Annotated in this window: 22 protein-coding genes; 14 read left to right on the top strand and 8 right to left on the bottom strand. The window is 61.3% G+C overall.

Annotation, left to right across the window (positions count from 1 at the left end; all coding sequences use genetic code 11):
• Positions 1-39 precede the first annotated feature (39 nt).
• From HKD31_RS02525 to HKD31_RS02505, 5 genes are all read right to left on the bottom strand, one after another.
• Complete coding sequence (locus HKD31_RS02525; RefSeq protein WP_194263725.1) at positions 40-582, bottom strand: cytochrome b; 543 nt, start codon at positions 580-582, stop codon at positions 40-42.
• A gap of 86 nt (positions 583-668) precedes the next feature.
• Entirely contained in the window at positions 669-2276 is a 1608-nt protein-coding gene (locus tag HKD31_RS02520) for a dipeptide ABC transporter ATP-binding protein (protein ID WP_194263726.1), read from the bottom strand.
• Positions 2273-3085, bottom strand: a complete 813-nt coding sequence (locus tag HKD31_RS02515) for an ABC transporter permease (RefSeq protein WP_194263727.1) — start codon at positions 3083-3085, stop codon at positions 2273-2275. The genes HKD31_RS02520 and HKD31_RS02515 overlap by 4 nt, the downstream gene beginning before the upstream one ends.
• Positions 3082-4023 (bottom strand): ABC transporter permease, encoded by a 942-nt coding sequence (locus HKD31_RS02510; RefSeq protein WP_194263728.1) that lies wholly within the window; start codon positions 4021-4023, stop codon positions 3082-3084. Before HKD31_RS02510 ends, HKD31_RS02515 begins: the two co-directional genes overlap by 4 nt.
• On the bottom strand, positions 4023-5591 hold the full coding sequence (locus tag HKD31_RS02505; protein WP_228120125.1) for an ABC transporter substrate-binding protein: 1569 nt from the start codon (positions 5589-5591) through the stop codon (positions 4023-4025). The genes HKD31_RS02510 and HKD31_RS02505 overlap by 1 nt, the downstream gene beginning before the upstream one ends.
• A 203-nt stretch (positions 5592-5794) precedes the next feature.
• Here HKD31_RS02505 and HKD31_RS02500 point away from each other — a divergent pair, with 203 nt between their 5' ends.
• The 4 genes from HKD31_RS02500 to HKD31_RS02485 all read left to right on the top strand — a co-directional run bounded on the left by HKD31_RS02500 (position 5795) and on the right by HKD31_RS02485 (position 10786).
• Complete coding sequence (locus tag HKD31_RS02500; protein ID WP_194263729.1) at positions 5795-6736, top strand: GntR family transcriptional regulator; 942 nt, start codon at positions 5795-5797, stop codon at positions 6734-6736.
• 125 nt (positions 6737-6861) lie between these two features.
• Positions 6862-8298 (top strand): M20/M25/M40 family metallo-hydrolase, encoded by a 1437-nt coding sequence (locus tag HKD31_RS02495; protein WP_194263730.1) that lies wholly within the window; start codon positions 6862-6864, stop codon positions 8296-8298.
• Between the two features lie 71 nt (positions 8299-8369).
• Positions 8370-9152: a GDSL-type esterase/lipase family protein gene (locus HKD31_RS02490; protein WP_194263731.1), complete on the top strand. Its 783-nt coding sequence runs from the start codon at positions 8370-8372 to the stop codon at positions 9150-9152.
• Positions 9153-9307: 155 nt separating this feature from the next.
• Positions 9308-10786 (top strand): serine hydrolase domain-containing protein, encoded by a 1479-nt coding sequence (locus HKD31_RS02485; RefSeq protein ID WP_194263732.1) that lies wholly within the window; start codon positions 9308-9310, stop codon positions 10784-10786.
• An 11-nt stretch (positions 10787-10797) separates the two neighbouring features.
• Here HKD31_RS02485 and ctlX read toward each other — a convergent pair whose 3' ends face one another.
• Positions 10798-11739, bottom strand: coding sequence for a citrulline utilization hydrolase CtlX (gene ctlX / locus HKD31_RS02480; protein WP_194263733.1), 942 nt, complete (start codon positions 11737-11739; stop codon positions 10798-10800).
• A 29-nt stretch (positions 11740-11768) separates the two neighbouring features.
• The gene (locus tag HKD31_RS02475; RefSeq protein ID WP_194263734.1) at positions 11769-12785 is read right to left on the bottom strand and encodes an ornithine cyclodeaminase; all 1017 of its coding nucleotides are present in this window, start codon (positions 12783-12785) and stop codon (positions 11769-11771) included.
• A gap of 110 nt (positions 12786-12895) precedes the next feature.
• Between HKD31_RS02475 and HKD31_RS02470 the strand changes: the two genes are divergently transcribed.
• Entirely contained in the window at positions 12896-13330 is a 435-nt protein-coding gene (locus tag HKD31_RS02470) for an Lrp/AsnC family transcriptional regulator (protein WP_228120123.1), read from the top strand.
• 311 nt (positions 13331-13641) lie between these two features.
• Here the strand turns inward: HKD31_RS02470 and HKD31_RS02465 are convergent, their stop codons facing one another.
• Positions 13642-14511 carry a LysR family transcriptional regulator gene (locus tag HKD31_RS02465; RefSeq protein ID WP_194263735.1) on the bottom strand — a complete coding sequence of 290 codons (870 nt, stop codon included), beginning with the start codon at positions 14509-14511 and terminating at the stop codon, positions 13642-13644.
• A gap of 120 nt (positions 14512-14631) precedes the next feature.
• Here HKD31_RS02465 and HKD31_RS02460 point away from each other — a divergent pair, with 120 nt between their 5' ends.
• The 9 genes from HKD31_RS02460 to HKD31_RS02420 are packed head-to-tail and all read left to right on the top strand — an operon-like array spanning position 14632 to position 22767.
• On the top strand, positions 14632-15498 hold the full coding sequence (locus HKD31_RS02460; RefSeq protein WP_194263736.1) for a transporter substrate-binding domain-containing protein: 867 nt from the start codon (positions 14632-14634) through the stop codon (positions 15496-15498).
• On the top strand, positions 15491-15859 hold the full coding sequence (locus HKD31_RS02455) for a (2Fe-2S)-binding protein (protein WP_370543880.1): 369 nt from the start codon (positions 15491-15493) through the stop codon (positions 15857-15859). The genes HKD31_RS02460 and HKD31_RS02455 overlap by 8 nt, the downstream gene beginning before the upstream one ends.
• The gene (locus tag HKD31_RS02450; protein ID WP_194263737.1) at positions 15856-17376 is read left to right on the top strand and encodes an FAD/NAD(P)-dependent oxidoreductase; all 1521 of its coding nucleotides are present in this window, start codon (positions 15856-15858) and stop codon (positions 17374-17376) included. Before HKD31_RS02455 ends, HKD31_RS02450 begins: the two co-directional genes overlap by 4 nt.
• Positions 17360-18505, top strand: coding sequence for an NAD(P)/FAD-dependent oxidoreductase (locus HKD31_RS02445; RefSeq protein WP_194263738.1), 1146 nt, complete (start codon positions 17360-17362; stop codon positions 18503-18505). Before HKD31_RS02450 ends, HKD31_RS02445 begins: the two co-directional genes overlap by 17 nt.
• Positions 18502-19215 carry an ABC transporter permease subunit gene (locus HKD31_RS02440; protein ID WP_194263739.1) on the top strand — a complete coding sequence of 238 codons (714 nt, stop codon included), beginning with the start codon at positions 18502-18504 and terminating at the stop codon, positions 19213-19215. The genes HKD31_RS02445 and HKD31_RS02440 overlap by 4 nt, the downstream gene beginning before the upstream one ends.
• A gap of 1 nt (position 19216) precedes the next feature.
• Positions 19217-19900 carry an ABC transporter permease gene (locus HKD31_RS02435; RefSeq protein WP_194263740.1) on the top strand — a complete coding sequence of 228 codons (684 nt, stop codon included), beginning with the start codon at positions 19217-19219 and terminating at the stop codon, positions 19898-19900.
• Positions 19901-19931: 31 nt separating this feature from the next.
• On the top strand, positions 19932-20738 hold the full coding sequence (locus tag HKD31_RS02430; RefSeq protein ID WP_194263741.1) for an ATP-binding cassette domain-containing protein: 807 nt from the start codon (positions 19932-19934) through the stop codon (positions 20736-20738).
• Between the two features lie 33 nt (positions 20739-20771).
• Positions 20772-21695, top strand: a complete 924-nt coding sequence (gene rocF / locus HKD31_RS02425) for an arginase (RefSeq protein WP_194263742.1) — start codon at positions 20772-20774, stop codon at positions 21693-21695.
• Between the two features lies 1 nt (position 21696).
• Complete coding sequence (locus HKD31_RS02420; protein ID WP_194263743.1) at positions 21697-22767, top strand: ornithine cyclodeaminase; 1071 nt, start codon at positions 21697-21699, stop codon at positions 22765-22767.
• Positions 22768-22788 lie beyond the last annotated feature (21 nt).

Genomic DNA, 22788 nt, shown 5'->3' with positions numbered 1-22788 from the left:
ATCCGGAATAACGAACAGCAGATTTCACAAATATGAAGACTATCGTGGGAAACGACGAGAACCCGGCATCATTCGTCGCAGGATATGATCCTTGAGGATCAGAGAATGAAACGCCACGGCTGCCACATGTATCAGAACGATGATCATGATGACATTGGCTACCGTACCGTGCCAGCCAGCAATAAAATGCTGTACCGGCCTGTCCCACAGACGCGGAAACCGCCAGATACCAAATAAAGGAAAGCCATGTCCGAAAACATTCGCAATCCCCAGCCCCACCACGGCAATCAGCAATACATACAGCAGACCATGAACGAACACTGCCGCCATATGGGACACGCCCCGTTCCGCAGGGGGCAGACGGCGGCCGCCCGTCACACGCCACGCGATTCGCACCAGAAGAAGCAAAGCCAGCAGAAAGCCAGTCAGAACATGGACCGACCAGATGGACAATCGCAGTGGCCCTTTGGGCAGGAGTTCCGCCCCTTCTGCCATCACCCACAAAAGCACGACACAGAAGCCCACGGCCCAGTGCAGGACAATTGTGTATCGGTCATAACGAAGTATGTCAGTCTCGTTCATATACACCCTGAAAAATGCATTTCTTTGCCTGTCATTTCACAAAATCGAAAAGAAATACGATAAAATATTCGCAAAGAACGAATTTATCAGCGCTCCGGATCAGGGATCAGCTTCGGCGTCGCACAGAGTAACTGGCGTGTATAGGAATGCTGTGGGTTCGCAAAAACCCCGGCCACAGATCCCTCCTCAACGATCACCCCGTTTTCCATCACGACCACCCGGTCAGCAATCTGTTCCACAACCGACAGATCATGCGTGATGAAAAGACAGGCAAACCCCTGCTCACGCTGCAATGTCTGAAGCAGGGTAAGAATCTGCTGCTGGACGCTCAGATCAAGAGCCGAAACAGGTTCATCCGCCACAATAATCCTCGGATTTGAAATAATAGCGCGCGCGATCGCCACACGCTGACGCTGCCCACCGGACATCTCATGTGGCAGACGCCGTGCGAAGCCTTCCAGTCCCACTGACGTCAGAACGGCCTCTACACGCGCCTGGCGCGCAGCCTCATCCAGTCCGGGAACATGGCGCAACGGAGCCGCGACAATTTCAGCAACGAACAGCCTGGGATCAAGCGAGGAAAACGGATCCTGAAACACAAGCTGAACCTGACGGCGGAAATCGCGCTGCGCTGCTCCGCCAAGCGTTGCGATGTCGGAACCGTCAAAAAGAACCGATCCCGATACAAAGGACGTCAGCCCCATGACCGTCCGGCCCAGCGTGGTTTTTCCTGATCCACTTCCCCCGACAAGGGCAACGATTTCCCCCGCCCTAACCTGCAGCGATACAGCATCGAGCACCCGGCGGGGCGACCCGGCACGCAGCAGACCACGCTTCGTAGCGTATTCCACACAGACCTGGTCGATCGACAGCAGGACGGGCGCTTTTTCTTTCACTCCCTCCACAGACACCGCTTTCCGCCGTGGCAGGGCCCCGATCAGCTTTCTGGTATAGGGATGGGTCGGATGAGCCATCATCGCCCCGGTCGGGCCTGCCTCCACCACAACGCCCTTTTCCATGACGATCGCCCGGTCGGTATAGCGTTCGACCAGAGGCAGATCATGCGAGATCAGCAGAAGCGCTGTCCCCTGTTCCTGCGTCAGTTCAACCATGATGTCCATGACTTCACGCTGGCTGAGAACATCGAGCGCCGTGGTCGGTTCATCGGCAATCAGAAGGCAGGGCTTCAGCAGCAGTACGGAAGCCAGCATGATCCTTTGCCGCATCCCGCCCGAAAATTCATGCGGATAGGCCGCAAGACAGCGCTGGGGCTCACGGATCCGGACACGATGCAGCATATCAATGATCCGGCCACGAATAGCCGCCTGCGACAGCCCGCAATGACGTTTCAGCCCTTCAGAAAGCTGGCGGCCAATCGTCAGGGCCGGATTCAGCGACGTCATCGGCTCCTGAAAGACCATGCCGATCCCGGGGCCGCGCAGACGCTGCAGACCCGGGGAGCCCAATCGGGTGATCTCCTGTCCCTGGAAGCGGATCGTCCCTCCCACGACCTGCACGGGAGGAGGCAGAAGACTGACGAGAGCCCGCGTGGCCATGGTCTTTCCCGAACCACTTTCGCCAATGATGGCCAGACGTTCTCCGGCGGCAAGGTCCAGATTGAAATCCTGAACCAGTGTAGCCCCCGCACGCGTGGCAATCCGCAGATTCCTGACCTGAAGCAGAAGATCGGTCACGTCCGTTCCCTTGGGTCGAGGCGGTCGCGAATGGCGTCACCCAGCATGTTGACGCCAAGCAGGGTCAGCATGAGGCAGATCCCCGGCACAAGGCTCAGCCACGGAGCCGTGCTGATATAAGGCCGCGCCTCGGCCAGCATGTTCCCCCAGGTCGGTGTGGGAGGCGGCACACCAACCCCCAGAAAGCTCAGGGCACTTTCATAAAGGATCACCCATCCGAACAGGCTGGTCGCAATAATCAGGATCGGCGGCAGGGCATTCGGCAGGATATGACGGCACATCGTGTAGAGCGCGCCGTCTCCGGCAACTTTCGACGCCTCGACATACTCGCGCTCACGGATCGACAGCACACTGGACCGCACGACCCGCACGACAGCCGGGAGGTAGGATACCGCCAGCGCAATGACGATGGCACTCCGGTTGCCGCCCATCACCGCAACCAGCGTCAACGCCAGCAGCATCGCCGGAAAGGCAAGGATCGCATCCGCAACGATCATGATCAGCCTGTCCGTCCATCCCCGCAGGTAGCCCGCCAGCACCCCGACCGGCACCCCCGCGACAAGCGTCGCACAGACGGTCTGAAGCGCGATCAGCAGACTGGTCCGCGCGCCCAGCATGGCACGCGACGCAACATCCCGCCCGAAGGCATCGGTCCCAAGCCAGTGCGCCACCGTAGGCGCCTGAAGCACATGGTCCAGATCGATGGCGCGCGGATCGTAAGGCAGCCAGACAAAGCCGAGCACGACAACTCCGAGCAGCAGCCCCACAAGCACGCCCCCCACCAGACTGCCGAGATGGGATGGTTTCATGATTTCACCCGCGGATCAAAAACAGGATAGATCAGATCCACGACCAGATTGACCAGGACAAACACCAGCGCCGTCAGCAGCAGACATCCCTGGATCACGGGATAGTCGCGCGCCAGAATGGAATCCACCATCAGCCGTCCAAGCCCGGGAAGCGTAAAAACCGTTTCCACGACCGCAACGCCACCCAGCAGATGGCCCAGCGTCAGCCCGATCAGGGTCAGCGTCGGCGCAAAGGCATTGGGAAAGACATGCCGGGCCAGAACCAGACGTTCAGGAAGCCCCTTGGCACGGGCATGCGTAATGTAATCGAGCGCGAAAACATCAATCGCACTGGCCCGCATCATGCGGGTAAGGGTGCCGGTTTCAGTCAGCGTCAGCGTCGCGATCGGCAGCACCAGAAACAGCAGGGCGGCCCCCGCGCTCTCTGAAAACGGAATATAGCCGACAATGGGCAGCCAGTGCAGCTTCACGCCAAACACGATCAGCAGCACCAGCCCCAGCCAGAAACCGGGCACGGCCAGCAACAGCCCGGTCGTAGCCGAAACGGCAAGATCGATGGGCTGGCCATGTTTCCAGGCGGCCATCATCCCGAAGACAACCGCAAGCACCGTGGCAAACGCGACCGCAGGCAGAACCACTGCAACCGTCAGGGCGAAATGCGACAGCACAAGCCCCCCGACCGGCTCGCCACTGACGATCGAAATGCCCAGATCCCCCCGCAGGGCATGACCCAGCCACAGGAGATACTGTGTCATCAGCGGACGATCGAGCCCCAGTTCCCGGTGCATGGCTGCCAGCGTCGCCGGATCAGCACCTTCCCCCAGCATCACCAGCGCCGGATCTCCGGGCACGAGACGGATCAGGAAGAAAACAGCGAGAGAAACCAGAAACAGTGTAGGAACAGCCAGCGACAGCCGCCCGATGATATAGCCAGACATTATGGATCGATTCTCCGGCCGGGATCGACATCCCACAGACGCTGCAGACCGCCCGCCCATCCCTGATAGCCGGAAACGCGCGCGCGCATCGCCGCGATGCGGGATGTATTGAACAGCACCACCGCAGGCACGTCCTCACGAAACTGACGGTCCAGCGCGTCAAAAATATGCTGCCGGGCCTCACGGTCGTCCACGGACATGGACTGCTCCAGCAGGGAGATAGCCTCCGGCTCGTCCCAGACCCTCCGCGGATCAGCCTTCTTGTCCCCCAGCAGGGAATCCAGGATGAGCGCCGGATCAAGGCGCGAGGAATACAGGAACACCATCGCCTGATAGTCACCATGCGCATATCGCGCGAGCTGGGTGGCCCAGTCGAGCGTCACGATCTCCATTCTGAGGCCGATCTCGCGCGCCATCGCCTGAATGATGATGGCGGAATCGAACGCCTGCGGATATCTGCGATTCGTCAGAAGTTCGATCGGCGCCCCCCGATAACCGCTTTCACGGACCAGCGCCCGGGCACGCGCCAGATCCTGCCGGATCACGGGCTGAACGGCCGCACTGAAATAGGGACTGGCGGCGGGAATGAAGGAACTGTTCGGTGTTGCCGTCCCATGGGTCGCAACACGGGTCAACGCCCTGACATCCAGGCTCAGCGCAATGGCCTGCCGGATACGCGGATCGGACAGAACGGGGTCCCGGGTCTGGAACAGCAGGGCATACAGATCCATCGTGGGCGCGATGCTGAACCGGATATCCGTCCGTCCCGTCAGCCCCCCCAGTTCGTTCGGCGCCAGATTGTCCAGAATATCGAGACTGTCCCGCAGAAGGGCGGCCGTGGCCGAAGACCCATCGGGAATGACTTCGAAATGCAGACGATCGACCAGCGCATGTTTGCCACCGCCATTGCCATCACGCGCACCGGGCAGGCTGCGGTAACCGGGAAAACGCAGCAGATCGATGAACTGGTTCCGCCGCCATTGTGAAAAGCGGAACGGCCCGGTACCGACGGGTGCAATCCAGTGCCCCCCGGCGTCAACCGAAGACGGATGGAGAATGCCGGTTCCCCCGCAGTCAGACCGCGCCAGTATCCTGAGGAACATGGGAGCAGGCCGGTCCAGCGTGACCGTCACACCATCCGCACCGGCAGCCTGCACCGCAAGCACACGCGCAATCCCGTGCGGACCGAATTCGGACTTGCAGCGCCAGTGACTGTCCGGCGCCAGATAACGCTGCAGCGACCAGACAACATCAGCCGGCGTCAGCGGCGCCCCGTTATGGAAACGCACCCCCTGGCGAAGCGTGAAACGATAGGTGAGCCCATCCGGCGTAACCGTCCAGCCGGACGCGAGCATCGGCGCGACGGTACCATCCTCGCGGCTGGCCACGAGCCCCTCCACCACATGCAGCAGAACGGCATCCGTATTCTCGTCACGTTTCATACCCGGATCGGTCGAGGCGATATCCGAATTCAGGCGGCTGCGCAGCACCGTTTCAGCAGAAGCGGTCGTTACGATCGACAGCAGGGCCAGAAGCACCACCAGAATCCTGACAGTCCTCCGACGCATATTTGCCTCCCGTTCGACCATCAGCCATCCTGCCTTTCGTTGCGACCCGACATCAATAACACTGTTTTTTTGGTATCGGAAAGACAAAATCAGACACTCCCGCCAAAGCCCGATTGGGATTGACGAAAAGGGTTTCTTCGTAACCATTAAAGGCATGTGTCGCTGTCCCGATCCCATCCCGTCCATGAGACATGGAGCCTAGAGTGTCCCGATCCGCTGGAGCCATCGACCCATCCGATGTCAGCGCCACCAGCCGTCTTCGCGCTGACCTCGCCAGCCGCATCCTCAACCTGCTCAAGGACCAGAAGGCCGAACCGGGGCATCGCCTCGTCGAGTGCGAACTCTGCCGCCATTTCGGCGTTTCCCGCACTCCGATTCGCGGCGCCCTGCAACTGCTGGCCAATGCTGGCACCGTCGAAGCACGCGCCAATCGCGGCTATGTCCTTCTTCACCCCGTCCGCGAAGCACCAGAACCTCCTGCGCTGACCGAGCAGGGCGAGGAAGACCGGGAACTGCTCGTCAGGATCGCACGCGCCCGCAATAGCGGCCTGCTGCCCGACGAATGCAGCCAGCAGGAAATGGTCCGCCATCTGGACGTAACCATGGCGACACTGCTGCGGGTCCTGCGCCAGCTTGCGGATCTGGGACTGGTCGAGCGCAAACCGGGAAAAGGATGGATCTTCCTGCCGGCGATCGATTCAACACGGGCACAGGAAGAGAGCTATGCCTTCCGGCGGGTTGTTGAACCGGCGGGACTGCTTGCCCCCACTTTCGAGCTGGACTGGCAGTGGCTGGAACGATCACGCGCCCAGCATCAATCCTTCAGAAAGCGCCGGTGGCGCGATACGCTCGCCGTCGAATTTTTCCAGATGAATGCCGATTTCCACGAGCAGCTCGCCCGCTGCTCCGGAAACCGTTACCTTCTGGGCGCCGTGCAGGGCCAGAACCGCCTGCGTTCGTTCCTGAATTACCACTGGGTCCACGGCGTACCGCGCGTCATCGCCTCAATCGAGGAACATCTGGCCATCATGGACGCCCTGGCGGACGGACGGAACGACCGGGCCAGCCAGCTGATGCTCGATCATCTGGCCAGTTCCTCGCGGACATTCTCCCCGATGGCGCCCTCCCCGAAGATACCGGCCTGAGGCCCGACTGGACAGCGCCTCTGGCAACTCTCGTCCTCCTGCCATCCATCTTGTATTATCGATTTTTATGATACAATATTCCCTGCCGTAGTCTGAAGGATCTCACCGGCAGGAGCAGTCCAGACATGAAACACCCCAACAAACAGCGAACGGTCACCCGATCTCTGGTCCTCGCCCTCGGAACGTTTCTGACAGCATGGAGCACAGCCCACGCCGCGCCAGAAGACCACGACCGGGAACAGTTTCACGATCTCTACAAACAGATCCTCGAAACGGATTCCAGCGCCGCCACAGGCAGTTGCACCGCCGTCGCGGAAGAGGCCCGTGCACATCTGCTCGCAGCCGGGTATCCCGCAAACAGCACAGAGATCATTCTCGCGCCCGATCTGCCCCGGGATGGAAATCTTGTCGCGAGCTTCCCCGGCACGGACGCGACGGCCCCTGCAATCCTGCTGCTCGCCCATATCGATGTCGTCAACGCGAAAGCATCGGACTGGAAACGCGATCCCTTCCGGCTGGTTGAGGAAAACGGCTATTTCTATGCCCGTGGTGCCGTTGACGACAAAGCGATGGCCGCCATTTTCGTCGACACCCTGGCCCGCTTCCGGCAGGACGGCTTTCGACCGAAACGGACAATCAAACTCGCCCTGACCTGTGGAGAGGAATCCGGGGGCCGGCTGCGCGGCATCCGCTATCTGATTGAACACCGTCCCGAAACGGTCAAAGCGGCCTTTGCGATCAACGAAGGTGGGTCGGGCTATCTCGACGCCGGGGGCAAACCCCGCCTGTTCAGCATCGAGGCCGGACAGAAAGTCTATCAGGACTATCACCTGGCAGCGAGCGGTCCCGGCGCCCATAGTTCCCGCCCCGGCAAGGACAATGTGATCACCCGCATGTCCGCCGCCCTGGTCCGGCTGGGCGCCTATCGTTTCCCGGCCGATATCAGCCCGGTAACGCGGCGTTTCTTCGCGCGTTCGGCAACCCTGCAGACCGGAACGATCGCCACCGACATGCGCGCCCTCGGCGCAGGATCGAACGACCCCGCCATCATCAACCGGGTCGCCGACGCAGATCCCGTCTGGAACGCGATGATCCGCACAACCTGCGTCGCCACCATGATGACTGCCGGGCACGCCCGGAATGCCCTGGCCCAGTCAGCGGATGTCAACGTCAACTGCCGCATCCTGCCGGGCGAAGATCCACAGGCCATACAGGCACGCCTGACAGCGGAAATCGCCGACCCGTCGATCGTCATCACGCTCGGCTCATCCCCGGCGCCCCGCTCCATCGCGCCGCCTCTCACGCCAGACATCATGACACCGATCGAACAGATTGCCGGACAACTCTGGCCGGGCGTTCCCGTCATTCCCTCGATCGCCCCCGGCGCGACGGACGGGCGGTTCCTGACTGCGGCCGGAACGCCAACCTACGGGGTCAGTGGCATTTTTCTCGATCCGGACGGAAATGGCATCCATGGGCTCGACGAGCGGGTCCGCACACAGTCGCTCTATAACGGCCGGACCTTTCTCTATCGGCTGGTGAAGGATTACGCTTCCGAATAACCGGCCCCAGCGACCGGTTCCATCCGGACAAACAGGCTTCAACTTTCTCCCTGATGACAAGGAACAGCCCCATGCGTCCTGTGAACACGATTGCAGCAGGCCTCCTTGTCCTGCTCATGGCACAGCACCCCGCGACGGCTGCGCCCGTTGCAGAAGACCGCCACGGCCTGCCACAGCTTTCCGTGCATGATTTCGCCGCCAAATATCTGATGCAACAGGCCGACCTCGCCGACCTGCACGTCTACGAACAGGCAAACGCCGCCCTGAAATCCGGCACCGACCGGCGCCCGCGCATCGTCATGATCGGTGATTCCATCACGTTCCACTGGAAACCGGATGAACGTCCTTTCCCCCAGACGGTCAATGTCCTCAACCGGGGTGTCCCCGGCCAGAACACCGATCAGATGCTGCTCCGGTTCGAAGATGACGTCGTCGCGCTTGATCCCGTTGCGGTTGTCATCGCTGGTGGCGCAAACGATGCCCGCGTCTATGCCGGGCCGCCAGAAGCCGCACGCAGCGCCGTGCTCGCACGGATCACACGCAACGTGACCGCCATGGCAGATATTGCGCAATCGCATCATATCCGGGTCATCATCGCTGCGATTACCCCCTGCAAGAGCTGCGCTGCCCTCGACCGGGACCCAGAAACCATCAAAGCCGCCAATGCCTGGTTGCGCAGTTTCGCTGCAAGCCGTCATGACGCATATGCGGATTATTTTTCCGCTCTGGCCAATGCCGAAGGAACCCTGCCCGCGGATCTGACCCTCGACGGACTGCATCTGACGCCATCCGGCTATGCCCGGATGTGGCCACAGCTGCGACAGGCCGTCAAACCAGAAACACTTCCCCGATAGAAACAGGAAGGCCGGGAGGGCAGTGCTCACCACACAGGATAATTTGTATTATCTTGTTCAGTAATACAACACATTGACTTGTCGCACTTTCGCGCGTAACAGGCAAACATGTCCAGGCGGCAGACGGTTTTCCAGATTTTGTGGGTTGTAGGCTGTTGAATAAGAGTTCTCACACACCTCACCCGTATGCCGTATCGGCCTCTGCGCTTCCCCGGGCGACGCCTTCTGAAAGACATGTCGATGCCGGCGCGATTTCCGCGTGGCTCGACAGCATCGAAGCAGCCGGCCTCGAACTCCATGCCATGATGCTATGGCGAAAGGACGCCGTTGTCGCGGAAGGCTGGCGATGGCCCTACCAGCCACAGTCCCGACGCATGACCCATTCCGTCACCAAAAGCGTGACGGCCTGCGCGATCGGCCTCCTTGTAAACGAAGGCCGCCTGTCGCTGGACGACCGGATCACCAGCTTCTTCCCCGAAGCAAAGGCGACCTCAGGTGAACGAACGGCAAAAATCACCGTCAAACATCTTCTGGAAATGCGGACAGGACACGCTTCGGAAGTGTCCGGCTCCATCTGGCGTGGCATCAGAACCAGTTGGACCGACGAATTCTTTCGTATCCCCGTTGTGAACGATCCCGGAACGACTTACGTGTATTCCAGCGCCGCGAGCTATATGCTTTCAGCCATTGTCACGAGAGTAACCGGCGAGACACTCCACGCTTATCTGCGGCCCCGCCTTTTCCTTCCGCTCGGAATTCATGGAGAACACTGGGATATCGGCCCTGATGGCATCAATCCCGGGGGCAACGGCCTGAGCCTGACGACCGAAGACATGCTCCGCCTCGGTATCCTGCATCTCCAGAACGGACGATGGAACGGCCGCACACTCCTGCCGGCCTCATGGGTCACGGCAGCCACACAGCCACAGGGCACGCCAACCTACGGTTATCACTGGGTTGTCGGAGACGGTTACTACGCCGCCCTTGGCGTCTTCGTTCAGGCAGTCCTTGTTTTCCCAGAGCAGGAAAGCGTACTGGTCCTCCAGGGCGCCATGGAAAACAGCGCCGCGATCCTGCCGCATATCAGGCAATATTTCCCGCATGCTCTCATCGCAGGCGGCAAGGCGTCCGAAGACGTCGCATTGCGGAACCGGCTTCTTTCCTGGAAAAAACCACCCCCGATCGCGCCGTGCGAAAACTTCCCTTCCCAGAAGGGCGAAACACGGTGGCACATGCACGACAACCCCCTGGATATCAGCGGGATCGTGCTCGACACCACGCCGGAAATGATCCGTTTCACCCTTGTGGACTCCACTGGCGCACACAGCATCCAATGTGGTCTCACAGACTGGATCCACGGTATTTCCACGATGCCGGGTGCCTCCCTGCATCACGGCTATCTCCTGCGCGACACCCCGGTCGTCGCCGGAGCACGCTGGCTCTCCACAGATTGCCTTGAACTTGTCTGGCATTTTCCGGAAACGGCATTCCGCGACACGATAACCCTTCGGTTCTCCGGCACACGCCTGACGCTCGACCGTGAAGTGAACATCAATTCAGGCGACCGTCACTGGCCCACATTGCACGCCGACCTGTTGTCCTTTCAGGAAAAAACAGCCGGTACCCCGGCCTGATACGCCCGGTTTCAGCCCCTGCGGGCAAGGCGAGGCGTCAGATGAATGCCTGCCATCATGCAGCGAACGGAGCCGCCAGCCAGCTCAATCGTTGGCACATCCAGCGGCAGAAGCGTCGCAGAACGCTCGATCACCCGGACCTGATCCGGCCGCAGGGCCCTGAGCGCGCGGCCTGACAGCGCCAGAACACGCCCCTGCGCCCCGGACAGCTCCAGCGCATTCCCGGCAAAATCATTGATCTGCCCAAAGGTCAGCTCAACAATGTCACGACCATTCTCCGCCAGACGATCCCGCACTTCCTGCCGACGCCGCATATTGCCGATCGTTTCCAGCCCGATCATCGCAAAACTGGTCCCGACACACATCAGGACATTCGTATGATAGATAAGCCGCCCCGCCTCATCCGCCGCATCGAACACAATCGGTTCAAAATTGAAATGTGTGCAGAAACGCTCCATCGCAACTTCATTGGTCCGGTTGGACTTGGCCGCATAGGCAATCCGGCTGATATGGTCGAGCACCATCGCCCCCGTCCCTTCCAGCGACAGCCCATCCTGCTCCAGCCCTGAATAATCAATGACATCCTGCACGCGATACCGGTGCTTGAGCATCTCGATGATATCCCCCCGACGCTCCCTGCGCCGGTTGGGAGAAAACATCGGATAAATCGCGACATGCCCCCCTGCATGCGTAGAAAACCAGTTGTTGGGAAACACGGAATCCGGCGTCTCCCTGGTCTTGTCCTCGAATAGATGCACTTTCACGCCCACCTGTTCGAGCGTTTCAGCCGCCCGCGTCACTTCGGCATGGGCCTGCGCCGCGATCTCGACAGTTGTCCGCGTCCCGTCCCGGGTCTGAAAGACATTATCCCGTTCCGTCTCCGGATTGGGATGGAAATGATGCGGACGGATCATGACCACGGCTCCCGGAGCCTGAACCGAGAAAGACATCATGGAAGCGCTCCCGTAAAAACTGAGTGCACTCAGTTCTGGTTGAGAAGACCAAAAAGATTCCGCGGATCTTCCGGCTCGGCCACAAGATCAATATCCGTATAGAAAGCGGTCCCATGGACCCTGTCTCTGAGGTAGCGCAGAGCAGAAAAATCTTCCGTCGCAAACCCTACGGAATCAAAGATCGTGATCTCCACTTCGGAACGACGGCCCTGGGCTTCACCGGCAATAACCTGCCACAGCTCCGTCACCGGAAAATCGTCCGGCATCTGCTGGATCTCCCCTTCAATACGGGTCTGTTCCGGATATTCCACGAAAACCCGGCCCCGGTTCAGGATCGTCGCCTGCAACTCCGTCTTGCCCGGACAGTCCCCGCCAACGGCATTGATATGCACACCCGCCCCGATCATGTTGTCGGACAGGATCATGGCTTTCAGCTTGTCAGCCGTAATTGTCGTGATGATGTCTGCCCCCGTCACGGCATCCTGGCTGCTGCGTGCCACTGCGATCTCCAGACCACGCCCCCGCATGTTCTCACAGAATTTTTCGGTTGCGACAGGATCAACATCATAGACCTGCACCCGCGTGATCCCCAGCAGCGCCCCAAAAGCCGTTGCCTGGAATTCCGACTGCGCCCCAAGCCCAATGATCGCCAGAACCCGACTGTCCCGACGCGCCAGATATCGCGCTGCAACTGCGGAGGTGGCAGCCGTCCGAAGAGCCGTCAGGAGCGTCATTTCGGACAGCATGAGCGGATAGCCGGACTTCACATCCGCGAGAACTCCGAATGCCGTCACGGTCTGCAGTCCTTCACGGGTATTGCAGGGATGACCATTGACATATTTGAAGCTGTAAAGCACATCATCCGCCGTTGGCATCAGTTCAATCACACCATTGGAAGAATGACTGGCCACACGGGGCGTCTTGTCGAATTCCGGCCAGCGGCGGAAGTCTTCCTCAACATATCCAGCCAATTCCGTCAGAAATGTTTCCAGCCCGACTGCGCGCACCAGCCGGACAAGATTTTCAACGCCAACATACTGAACCATAATGCCTCCTGCTCTCTGCCACAGGAGGATCGTGCCCCGACGATCTGTCAGGATGAATGTGCGCTCTGTCCATAATATATGGTAATATTATCCATATTGCTGATCCATTCATGGCAGAACGCATCATGCACATTTTTGACGACATCGATCGCAGCCTGATTGCCATCCTGCGTGAAGACGGACGCGCACCCGTTGCGAAACTGGCCTCCATCATCGGCATATCGCGCGCCACCGTGCAGGCACGGCTGGACCGGCTGCTGCAAAGCGGCGCCATCCTCGGCTTCACCGTCCGGGCACGGGAACATCACGACGATATCCGGGCCATCATGCTGATCGAAGTCGCCGGGAAATCAACGACATCCGTAATCCGCTCCCTGCGCGCCATTTCTGAACTCTACAGACTGCACACCACAAACGGCGCCTGGGATCTCATCGCAGAAATCCGCACCGATACCCTTCAGAACTTTGACCGTGTCCTTCGGGAAGTCCGCATGACCGACGGCGTCCTCAATTCAGAAACCAGCCTGATGCTGAGTTCGGTCTGACGCATGACGATGGATGCGGCCCCCTACGCATTCCAAGCCCGCGTAAAGAAACGGGATACTTTTCCTTCGCATCCGCACCACCGGCAACAGCAGGGCTCCAGAACGACTCTCATCATCGCATCTCAAAACGGGTCGTGAGACGAGACGGCGAACGGTATGGTCTTCGACCACTTTTCCCGAAGAATGGACACCTTTCCATCAAAAAAATGACGTGTCGCCAGACGCTGCGACAGATGTCCAATCGTCTTCTTGCGCATCTGGGTCCCATACCAGGCAAAATAGCATGCTATCTGCGAACAGAATTAAAACACCTAATTCCTGCGCAGTTCGTTGAACAATGTCCGGATGACAGGGCGAATACCGTGACCTGAAAACTGTTCGATATAATAGTTTCCAAGACCTGGAATAGCGGGAAGAGTGTTACAGACAGCAAGCCCCAATGCTTCAACGAGATTCTGGGCCGCTGGCCACGGAACAAGAGCCAGAGCCGCGCTTTCCTTGACCATCATGAGAGCCAGGGGCGTCGTATCTACAGACTCAACCATCAGTGCGGAGTCACCAGAAATACCGGAATAGCGCGACAGTAGCGTATTCCAGCCCACGGCATGCGAGCGGACATCAAGCAGCTTGTAGTCCATGACGGCTTCTGCCGTGGTGATGCGTTCCACATCCTGCGGCTGTCCGACCACGACATGGCTGATCCCCATCAGCCAGCCCGGATGCTCCCGCGTTGTCATGACGTAATCAAAACGGATTGCGAGGTCCGGCTCTCCGTTGCGCTGGGAGTCTTCCGTGATGAGATCCACACGCACCGAGGGATGCTTTTTTTCAAAAGCCGACAGGCGACGGGGCAGCCAGCTCATGGCCATCAGCTGGCTGGCGACGAGAGAGACACGTTCCACGTCCCGTCTGGGGAACAGGGAGGCGGATTTAGCCTCGATGGCGCGGAGGGAGACCTGAATGGTCGGCAGGAACTCGTTCCCTTCCAGCGTGAGGCGGACCTTGTTGGCGCTTCGGAGGAACAGGGGTTTCTTGAGATAGGTTTCCAGCGCAAGGATCTGCTGACTGACAGCGGCGGCGGACATGTTCAGCTCGCGTCCAGCGGAGGCAAAACTCTGGTGCCGTGCGGCGGCATCGAAGACGCGAAGCCAGTTCAGGGACGGAATACGGTGGGGCTGCATCCCTAAAGCGTAAGCTCAGCTTACGCTTTCTGCCAAGAAGAAATATATTCCGATATCGAACTCAAGGCCATAAAGCAGGTGAGTGATCCTTTCCCTCACACCCTGGCGGGAACTTCATGAATGGCTGTTCGTGCGACATGTCTGCTTCTTCCGGTCCTGTCTGGGGCGTGCCTGTTCGGGACGTTTAAGGCGTCTGCCGTTGCAGAAGACTTTCCCCACCACATTACCATCGGTGCGGAAGGCACGTATCCGCCCTGGGCCTTTGCCAAACCGGACGGGTCCTATGCCGGGTATGAAATGGACCTCGTAAAAGTGCTCTGCGAGCGGATGCATGCGACCTGCAGGGTTGTCACGCAGGACTGGAACGGGCTTATCCCCGGACTTCGCGTGGGGCAGTACGATGCCATCATTGCGTCCATGGGCGTTACGGACGAGCGGCGCAAAGTTGTCTCGTTCTCGCATCCCTATACCCGGGCGCCGAACGGTTTTCTGACATCGGGCACAGGATCCCTGACCCGTCTGGCCCATACGGGTGTGCCCTTTGATCTGACGCGCGGGCCGCAGGAGGCGCAGGCGGCCCTTGCCGAGCTGAAGACCGCCCTGGCCGGGAAGGTCATCGGGGTGCAGACCGGATCGACGGCGGCGGGGTTTGCCGATGCCTATCTTCAGGGCCTGGAGATCATGGAATATCCCTCTGTGGACCAGCTTGGACTGGAATTGATTGCCGGGCGCATTGATATTGCCATCGCCAATGTCACCACCTTCGGGACGATGATGGAGGCGGCCCCCAAAGGGGCGCTCGTCATGACGGGGCCAACCTTCTCGGGCGGGGTGCTGGGGTCGAACACGACCAATATCGCGTTCCGCCCGGATGATGATGCGCTGCGCAATGCCTTTGACGCGGCTCTGACATCCGTCAACCGCGACGGCACCAATCAGAAGCTGTCAGAAAAATGGTTCGGCACGGATATCTCGATCCATGAATGAGTCCGTAACGCGCCCCGCCTTTGCCCATTCCCCTGGCCTTCAACCGGGACCGAAGATGTTTTCAGACCTCGCCCCCCTCACCGATGCGGTCACCCTGTCTGTTGACGGGCAGCCGGTCAGAGCCCGTGCGGGTGAGACCGTTGCGGCCTGTCTGCTGCGGGCCGGGGTGCCGTATAACCGCCTGACACCGGTTTCCGGCGCGCCACGCCTGCCCTACTGCATGATCGGGCACTGCTTTGAATGTCTCGTCGAAATCGACGGCATCGGGAACCGGCAGGCCTGCCTGACGCTGGTGCGCGACGGCATGAAAGTGCGCCGGCAGGACGGGGCACCACCGGCGCTGGAGCCGTCCGTCCCATGAGCATCAACGCGCCTCTCCCTGATGCGGATGTCATCATCGTCGGTTGCGGGCCGGCCGGAATGGCGGCTGCGGTGACGCTGGCGGAGGCGGGTCGCTCCGTCATCGTGCTGGACATGCAGCCTGCGCCCGGCGGCCAGATTTTCCGGAGCCTTGAAGCCAATCTGTGCGACACGAGCCCCGCAGGCCAGAGCCTTCTGGCCGCGCTGGGGCCTGCCTATCGGGCGGGTGCGGATCTGATCCGGCGTTTCCGGGCATTTTCGGGGGCCTGTCCCGGAATTGATTACCGGCCGCAGACCACCGTGTGGGAAGTGCGGCCTGATGGAACCGTGGGCTGGCTGCAGGGCATGAACGCCGGCTATGTGCGGGGGCGACAGGTTCTGCTCGCGCATGGGGCGATGGAGCGGCCTGTGCCGTTCCCGGGCTGGACGCTGCCCGGCGTCATGACGGCCGGTGCGGTGCAGACGCTGCTCAAGGCCGGGCATCTGAAGCCTTCGGGCAGGATCGTTCTGGCGGGGACGGGTCCGCTGCTGCTGCTGCTGGCCAACCAGTTGCACCAGCTTGGCGTCAAACCGGCGCTGGTGGGCCGGACCGACCGGCTTTCCGATAGTGTGCGGGCTGCGCGGCATCTGCGCCCGGGCGGGCTTGTGCCGCTTGTGAAGGGGTTGGGCTGGCTGGGGCGTCTGAAGCTGGCGGGTGTGAAATCCGTGACGGGGCTTGAGAACCTGGCCGCGCATGGGACGCAGAACGTCGAGAGCGTGAGCTTTACGGTTGGGGGCAAACGGCAGACGCTGCCCTGTGATCTGCTGATCGTCCATGACGGGATCGTGCCTGCGATCGATATCCCCAATGCGGCGGGGCTGCGTCTGCAATGGGACGGGCCCAACGCAAGCTGGCGTCCGGCGACGACGCCGGACGGGCTGGGCGCATCCACCCTTCCGCCGGAAATGTCCGCAGGGCCGTGCGTGCTGCGCGTTACGGGCGATGCCCGCAGGATCGGGGGCGCGGATGCCGCCATGGCGCATGGCAGAGTGGCCGCGCAGGCCATTCTGGCAGCGCTGGATCACGGTGCGGGACCATCGGCAGACGCTCTGCGGGCGGTTGGCAAGGCGCTTTCCGTGCGTCCGTTTCTGGATGCGGCGTTTCCGCCCGGCTTAGCGCAGGCACTGCCGGATGATGACACGATCGTCTGCCGCTGCGAGGAGCTGACGGCCGGGGAACTGCGGGAGAAGATCCGCTCGGGCTTTCGGAACATGGATGCACTGCGCGGCGAAACACGCTGCGGCATGGGGCCGTGTCAGGGCCGGAGCTGCATGGTGACGGCGGCACGTCTGCTTCAGAATGAGACGCGTGCTGCGGGTTGTCCGCCGACATTCCGGGGACGGCCGCCGATCCGGCCGATCCCGCTTGGGGCGGTGGCGACGCTGTCAGGTCTTGATCCCCGGGCCACCATCCGGCTGACACTTGAAGACAAGCCCGAAAATGCATCAGAGGATACGGTCGATGCCCCGGCAGAATGAAACCGCCCTGATCATCGGTGCCGGACTTCAGGGCTGTTCGATCGCCCTGTTCCTGGCGCGTGCGGGCTGGCGTGTCACGCTGCTCGACAAGAATGTCGCCGGGCGTCATGCCTCCAGCGTCAATGCCGGGGGCCTGCGCACGCTGATGCGGGACTGGCGGGAATATCCGCTGTCCGAACTGGCGATGGAACACTGGCGGCATCTCGACCGGCTTGTTGGTGCGGGGGCTGCGGAAAGCTGTGAGGTTCGGCTCGGCGTCGGGCAGATCGCGGTGGCGCTCGATGAGGCGGAAATGTCCTGGACGCTGGGCCGTGTGCAGGAGATGGAACGGCGGGGACTGGGGGCGGAAGAGCTTCTCTCCGCCACGGAAGTCCGGAAGATGCTGCCCGGTCTGACGGATCAGGCTCTGGGCGGGCTTGTTTCGCGCGGGGACGGACATGCCAATCCGGCCGCGTCGACCCGGGCTTTCAGGCAGGCAGCCATGGCGGCGGGCGCAAAGATCGTCGAGAACTGCCGCGTTCTGGGGCTGGAGCGTCTGCCGGGCGGCGGATGGTCCGTTGCGGCGGCGTCGGGGCAGTATGAAGCGGGCGTGCTGGTCAACTGTGCCGGGGCCTGGGGGGCGCAGGTGGCGGCCATGGCGGGGCAGACGCTGCCGCTGAAGGTGGTCGCCCCCTCCATGATGGTCACGGCGCGGACGCAGCCGTTCCTTGAGCCCGTTGTCATCGGGATCGACCGACCGCTGTCCTTCAAGCAGAGCGCTGTTGGATCGCTGGTAATCGGCGGGGGCATTCTTGGGAAGCCCTACGCGGATCATGACACATCCTTTACCGTCATGGACCGGATGCCCGAGGGCGCGGCCGCCACGCTTGAGGCGTTCCCCGCTCTGGCGCATGTGCCTGTCCTGCGGACCTGGACCGGGCTTGAAGGTGCGACGCCGGACGGGATTCCCGTGATCGGACCGGGCGAAGGCACGCCGGATCTGTGGCATGTCTTCGGGTTCTGCGGGCATGGGTTCCAGCTTTCGCCGGCGGTGGGCGATGTTGTTGGGCGCTCTCTGGTCAGCGGGACGGTCGATCCGTTGCTTGCGCCGTTCAGCGGCAGGCGCTTTGACGCGGGAGACGCCGCGTGAGCACACCGGCCTTCACGCTCATCGGGTTTGGCCCGGAAGGCTGGGGGAAGCTCCTGCTGCTGGCGGCCGGGCTGACGCTCGTGGCGGCGGTGTGCAGCTTTGCGCTGGGCAGTCTGCTGGGAGCGGCAGGGGCGGCGCTCAAGCTGGCGTCGTCGCGGAGCCTGCGGGGGATTGGCACTTTTTACACGACGGTTTTCCGGGGGATTCCGGAGATCCTCGTCGTCTATCTGTTCTATTTCGGGGGCTCGCTTGCCCTGACGCGACTGATGCATCTGGCGGGGTTTCCGGGGTTCTTCTCCCTCCCCTCCTTCATTATCGGTGTCGTGGCCATCGGGCTGGTTTCGGGGGCCTATCAAACCGAGGCCTATCGCAGTGCTTATCTGCGGCTGGAGCGTGGGCAGATCGAGGCGGGCAAGGCCTGCGGTATGTCTAGGTTTGTCCTGCTGTGGCGTGTCATAGCACCCCAGACCCTGCGGTTTGCGCTGCCTGCGCTGGGCAATATCTGGCAGTCCGTTCTCAAGGAGACGGCGCTTTTGTCCATCATCGGGCTTGTCGAGCTTCTGCGGCAGTCCACGATTGCGTCGGGTGCGACACGGCAGCCGCTGCTGTTCTACGGTGTGGCTGCGCTGCTCTATCTTGTCATGGGGCAGATCACGGCGCTGGGCATCCGGACTGTCGAGAAACGTCTTGCACGCTGCTGGGGGCGATAGGATGGACTGGCCTTTTCTTTTCGCAACGGCAAAGACGCTCCTCACGGGCGTGCCGCTAACGCTCAGACTGGCAGCAACGTCGCTTTGCGCGGGGTTTGTGCTGGCGGTCGGGATCGCTGCCCTGGCCGGGAGCCGGTTTGCTCCGGCACGCTGGCTGGCTGCGCTGTATGTGATGCTCTTTCAGGGCACGCCGCTGCTGGTGCAGATTTTCATCGTCTATTACGGCTTCGGGCAGATCGATTTTCTGCGGGCATCCTTTGCCTGGCCGTTTTTGCAGCAGGCGTACTGGTGCGCCGTTCTTGCGCTCTCGCTCAACACCTCGGCCTATGGTGCGGAAATCATCCGTGGCGCCATTGCGGCTGTTCCCGCGCGGGAGATCGAGGCGGCGCGCGCGATGGGCATGTCCGGGCTGCTGCTGCGCCGGCGGATCATCTGGCCGCAGGCTCTGCAATACGGGCTGGCCAATTACGGCAACGAGGCCATCCTGCTGCTCAAAGCAACGTCGCTCGCGAGTGTGATCACGCTGATGGATGTTACGGGTCTGGCTTACAGGCTGGTCTCGAAGACCTATCGTTCGGAAGAAATCTTCACGGTCGCGGGTCTGATCTATCTTGCGCTGACCTTTGTGATTGCCACGGGGGTCCATCTCCTTGAACGCCGCCTCACGCCCTGTCGCCGGGTCTGACCCTGACGCCCCCGTCTTTTCCGGAGTTTCCATGGAACCGATCCAGTCCGCCACAGGGGCCCTGTCCGCCTCCCCCGTCATCAGCGCCACCGGCCTGACGAAACGCTATGGCGCCCTGGACGTCCTGCGGGGCGTTGATCTGGACGCGCATGAAGGCGAGGTGATTTCGATCCTGGGGGCTTCCGGCTCGGGAAAATCCACGTTCCTGCGCTGTCTGAACCTTCTGGAAGTTCCTTCGGGCGGCACGCTCAACGTGCTGGGCGAGGATGTCCGCTTCCGGATGAAGGGCGCAGAGCGACAGATTGCGGATGCGCGGCAGGTCAACCGCCTGCGGTCGCAGGTCGGCATGGTGTTCCAGAACTTCTGCCTGTGGAGCCACCGGACGGTCTTACAGAACGTCATGGAAGGCCCGGTCCATGTTCAGGGACGCAACCGCCACGAGGTGCGTGAAGAAGCCGAGAAGGCGCTGGACCGTGTCGGTCTGCTGAACCGGGCGGATTATTATCCGTCCCAGCTCTCCGGCGGACAGCAGCAGCGGGCCGCGATTGCCCGCGCCATCGTCATGCGCCCACGCGTCCTGCTGTTCGACGAGCCGACCTCCGCGCTGGACCCGGAACTGGTCGGGGAAGTGCTCAAAGTCATGCAGGGGCTGGCGGCCGAAGGCAGGACCATGCTGATTGTCACGCATGAAATGGCGTTCGCGCGGGATGTCTCAAGCCGGGTCGTGTTTCTGGAAAAAGGAACCGTCCGCGTTCAGGGTGCCCCGCAGGATCTGTTCAAAGGCGGTATGGATGAGCGCTTCGACAGGTTTGTCAGCCATTTTTCGCGTCAGGGCTGAAGCCCCGGCGCAGAGTATCGGAAAGGAGTTGAGATGAAGACGTGCCAGATTCTGGGAGTCCCCACCCAGAGCGGAACCTCCGAAAGAGGCTGCATCATGGGCCCGACGGCCTTTCGCATCGCGGGACTACCCGAAATCCTGCAGGAACTCGGATGGCAGGTTGAGGATGTGGGAGACGCCGTGCCGGCTGCGATGCCGGATGTGAGCCATTCCAACCCTGCCGTGCGCAATCTGGACGCCATCATCGCCTGGACGAAAAGCGTCGGTGAGCGGGCCTATGAGATGGCGAAAGCCTGCGATTTCCCGATTTTCCTGGGCGGGGATCACTCCATGTCTGCCGGGACGGTTTCGGGTGTGGCGCGTCATGCGCAGGATCTGGGGCAGCCCCAGTTCGTCCTCTGGCTGGACGCCCATACCGACCTGCATACGCTTCATACGACGACGAGCGGTAATCTGCACGGCACGCCGGTCGCCTATTTCACGGGGCAGTCGGGGTTCGAAGGCTTTCCGCCGCCTGTCGCGCCCGTCGATCCGCGCAATATGTGCATGATGGGCATCCGCTCGGTCGATCAGGCCGAGAAGCGTCATGTTGCGGAAATCGGCATCACCGTCTTCGACATGCGCGCCATTGACGAGCAGGGCATCGTCGGACCGCTGAACAGCTTTCTGGACCGCGTTCGCGCAGCCAATGGCCGGCTACATGTCAGCCTGGACGTGGACTTCCTCGACCCGGACATCGCACCGGCCGTGGGCACGACCGTCAATGGTGGCGCGACCTTCCGTGAGGCGCATCTCATCATGGAGATGCTTCATGACGGCGGGCTTGTGACGTCGCTGGATCTGGCGGAACTCAATCCGTTCCTCGACGTCCGCGCCAAGACCGCCCTGCTCATGACCGATCTGGCTGCCAGCCTCTTTGGCCGCCGTGTTCTCGAACGCAAGACAAGGACCTACTGAGATGACTTCCTTCGCCCCTGCCCCTTCCCATCTCGCCTTCGTGCCGTTCGTCTCGGTCGAGAACATGATGGCGCTGGTCCACACCATCGGGATCGAAACTTTCCTGCGCGAGCTTGCGGAGTATCTTGAGGCCGACTTCAAGCGCTGGCCGGAATTCGACAAGACGCCGCGTGTGGCCGCGCATTCGGCTGAAGGCGTCATCGAGCTGATGCCGACGAGCGACAGCAGCCTCTATGGGTTCAAATACGTCAACGGCCATCCCAAGAACACGAAGGAAGGCCTTCAGACGGTTACGGCGTTCGGCATGCTGGCGGATGTGGCTTCGGGCTATCCGACGCTTCTGTCCGAAATGACGCTGCTGACGGCCCTTCGCACGGCGGCGACGTCGGCCATGGCGGCAAAGTATCTGGCACCGGCAAATTCGAAGACGATGGCGATCATCGGCAACGGTGCACAGTCCGAGTTCCAGGCCATGGCCTTCCGCGAGATCGTCGGGATCCGGGCGCTGCGGCTGTATGATCTGGACCCGGCGGCTTCGGAGAAATGCGCCCGCAATCTGAGCGGACAGGGCTTCGACATCACGATCTGCGACAGCAGTGAAGAGGCTGTGGACGGGGCGGACATCATCACGACCGTTACGGCTGACAAGCAGTGCGCGACGATCCTGTCCGACAACATGGTTGGCGCAGGCATTCACATCAACGCGGTGGGTGGGGACTGCCCGGGCAAGACGGAGCTTCAGCGCGATATCCTGCTGCGGTCCTCCATCTTTGCGGAATATCCGCCGCAGACGCGCATCGAAGGCGAGATCCAGCAGCTGCCGGAAGACCATCCGGTGACGGAGCTGTGGCAGGTCATCAACGGCGAGGCGAAGGGCCGCGCCAGTGACAGCCAGATCACGCTGTTTGATTCCGTGGGCTTTGCGATCGAGGATTTCTCGGCGCTGCGCTATGTGCGCGACAAGCTGGACGCAACCGGCCTGTACGAGAAGCTGGACATGCTCGCCGATCCGGATGATCCGCGCGATCTGTTCGGGATGCTCCAGCGCTCCAAGGGCACTGACAAGGCCTGAAACGCCACTCCGGCTGCCCCT

It is taken from the genome of Gluconobacter potus (assembly GCF_015244705.1).
Taxonomy (GTDB): domain Bacteria; phylum Pseudomonadota; class Alphaproteobacteria; order Acetobacterales; family Acetobacteraceae; genus Gluconobacter; species Gluconobacter potus.
This window is presented reverse-complemented; position numbering and strand designations above follow the sequence as displayed.

Coding starts and splice junctions, on each gene's coding strand:
- HKD31_RS02525 (WP_194263725.1), bottom strand. CDS start 582: ATGAACGAGACTGACATACTTCGTTATGACCGATACACAATTGTCCTG.
- HKD31_RS02515 (WP_194263727.1), bottom strand. CDS start 3,085: ATGAAACCATCCCATCTCGGCAGTCTGGTGGGGGGCGTGCTTGTGGGG.
- HKD31_RS02510 (WP_194263728.1), bottom strand. CDS start 4,023: ATGTCTGGCTATATCATCGGGCGGCTGTCGCTGGCTGTTCCTACACTG.
- HKD31_RS02505 (WP_228120125.1), bottom strand. CDS start 5,591: ATGCGTCGGAGGACTGTCAGGATTCTGGTGGTGCTTCTGGCCCTGCTG.
- HKD31_RS02495 (WP_194263730.1), top strand. CDS start 6,862: ATGAAACACCCCAACAAACAGCGAACGGTCACCCGATCTCTGGTCCTC.
- HKD31_RS02490 (WP_194263731.1), top strand. CDS start 8,370: ATGCGTCCTGTGAACACGATTGCAGCAGGCCTCCTTGTCCTGCTCATG.
- ctlX (WP_194263733.1), bottom strand. CDS start 11,739: ATGATGTCTTTCTCGGTTCAGGCTCCGGGAGCCGTGGTCATGATCCGT.
- HKD31_RS02475 (WP_194263734.1), bottom strand. CDS start 12,785: ATGGTTCAGTATGTTGGCGTTGAAAATCTTGTCCGGCTGGTGCGCGCA.
- HKD31_RS02470 (WP_228120123.1), top strand. CDS start 12,896: ATGGCAGAACGCATCATGCACATTTTTGACGACATCGATCGCAGCCTG.
- HKD31_RS02465 (WP_194263735.1), bottom strand. CDS start 14,511: ATGCAGCCCCACCGTATTCCGTCCCTGAACTGGCTTCGCGTCTTCGAT.
- HKD31_RS02460 (WP_194263736.1), top strand. CDS start 14,632: ATGGCTGTTCGTGCGACATGTCTGCTTCTTCCGGTCCTGTCTGGGGCG.
- HKD31_RS02455 (WP_370543880.1), top strand. CDS start 15,491: ATGAATGAGTCCGTAACGCGCCCCGCCTTTGCCCATTCCCCTGGCCTT.
- HKD31_RS02450 (WP_194263737.1), top strand. CDS start 15,856: ATGAGCATCAACGCGCCTCTCCCTGATGCGGATGTCATCATCGTCGGT.
- HKD31_RS02445 (WP_194263738.1), top strand. CDS start 17,360: ATGCCCCGGCAGAATGAAACCGCCCTGATCATCGGTGCCGGACTTCAG.
- HKD31_RS02435 (WP_194263740.1), top strand. CDS start 19,217: ATGGACTGGCCTTTTCTTTTCGCAACGGCAAAGACGCTCCTCACGGGC.
- HKD31_RS02430 (WP_194263741.1), top strand. CDS start 19,932: ATGGAACCGATCCAGTCCGCCACAGGGGCCCTGTCCGCCTCCCCCGTC.
- rocF (WP_194263742.1), top strand. CDS start 20,772: ATGAAGACGTGCCAGATTCTGGGAGTCCCCACCCAGAGCGGAACCTCC.
- HKD31_RS02420 (WP_194263743.1), top strand. CDS start 21,697: ATGACTTCCTTCGCCCCTGCCCCTTCCCATCTCGCCTTCGTGCCGTTC.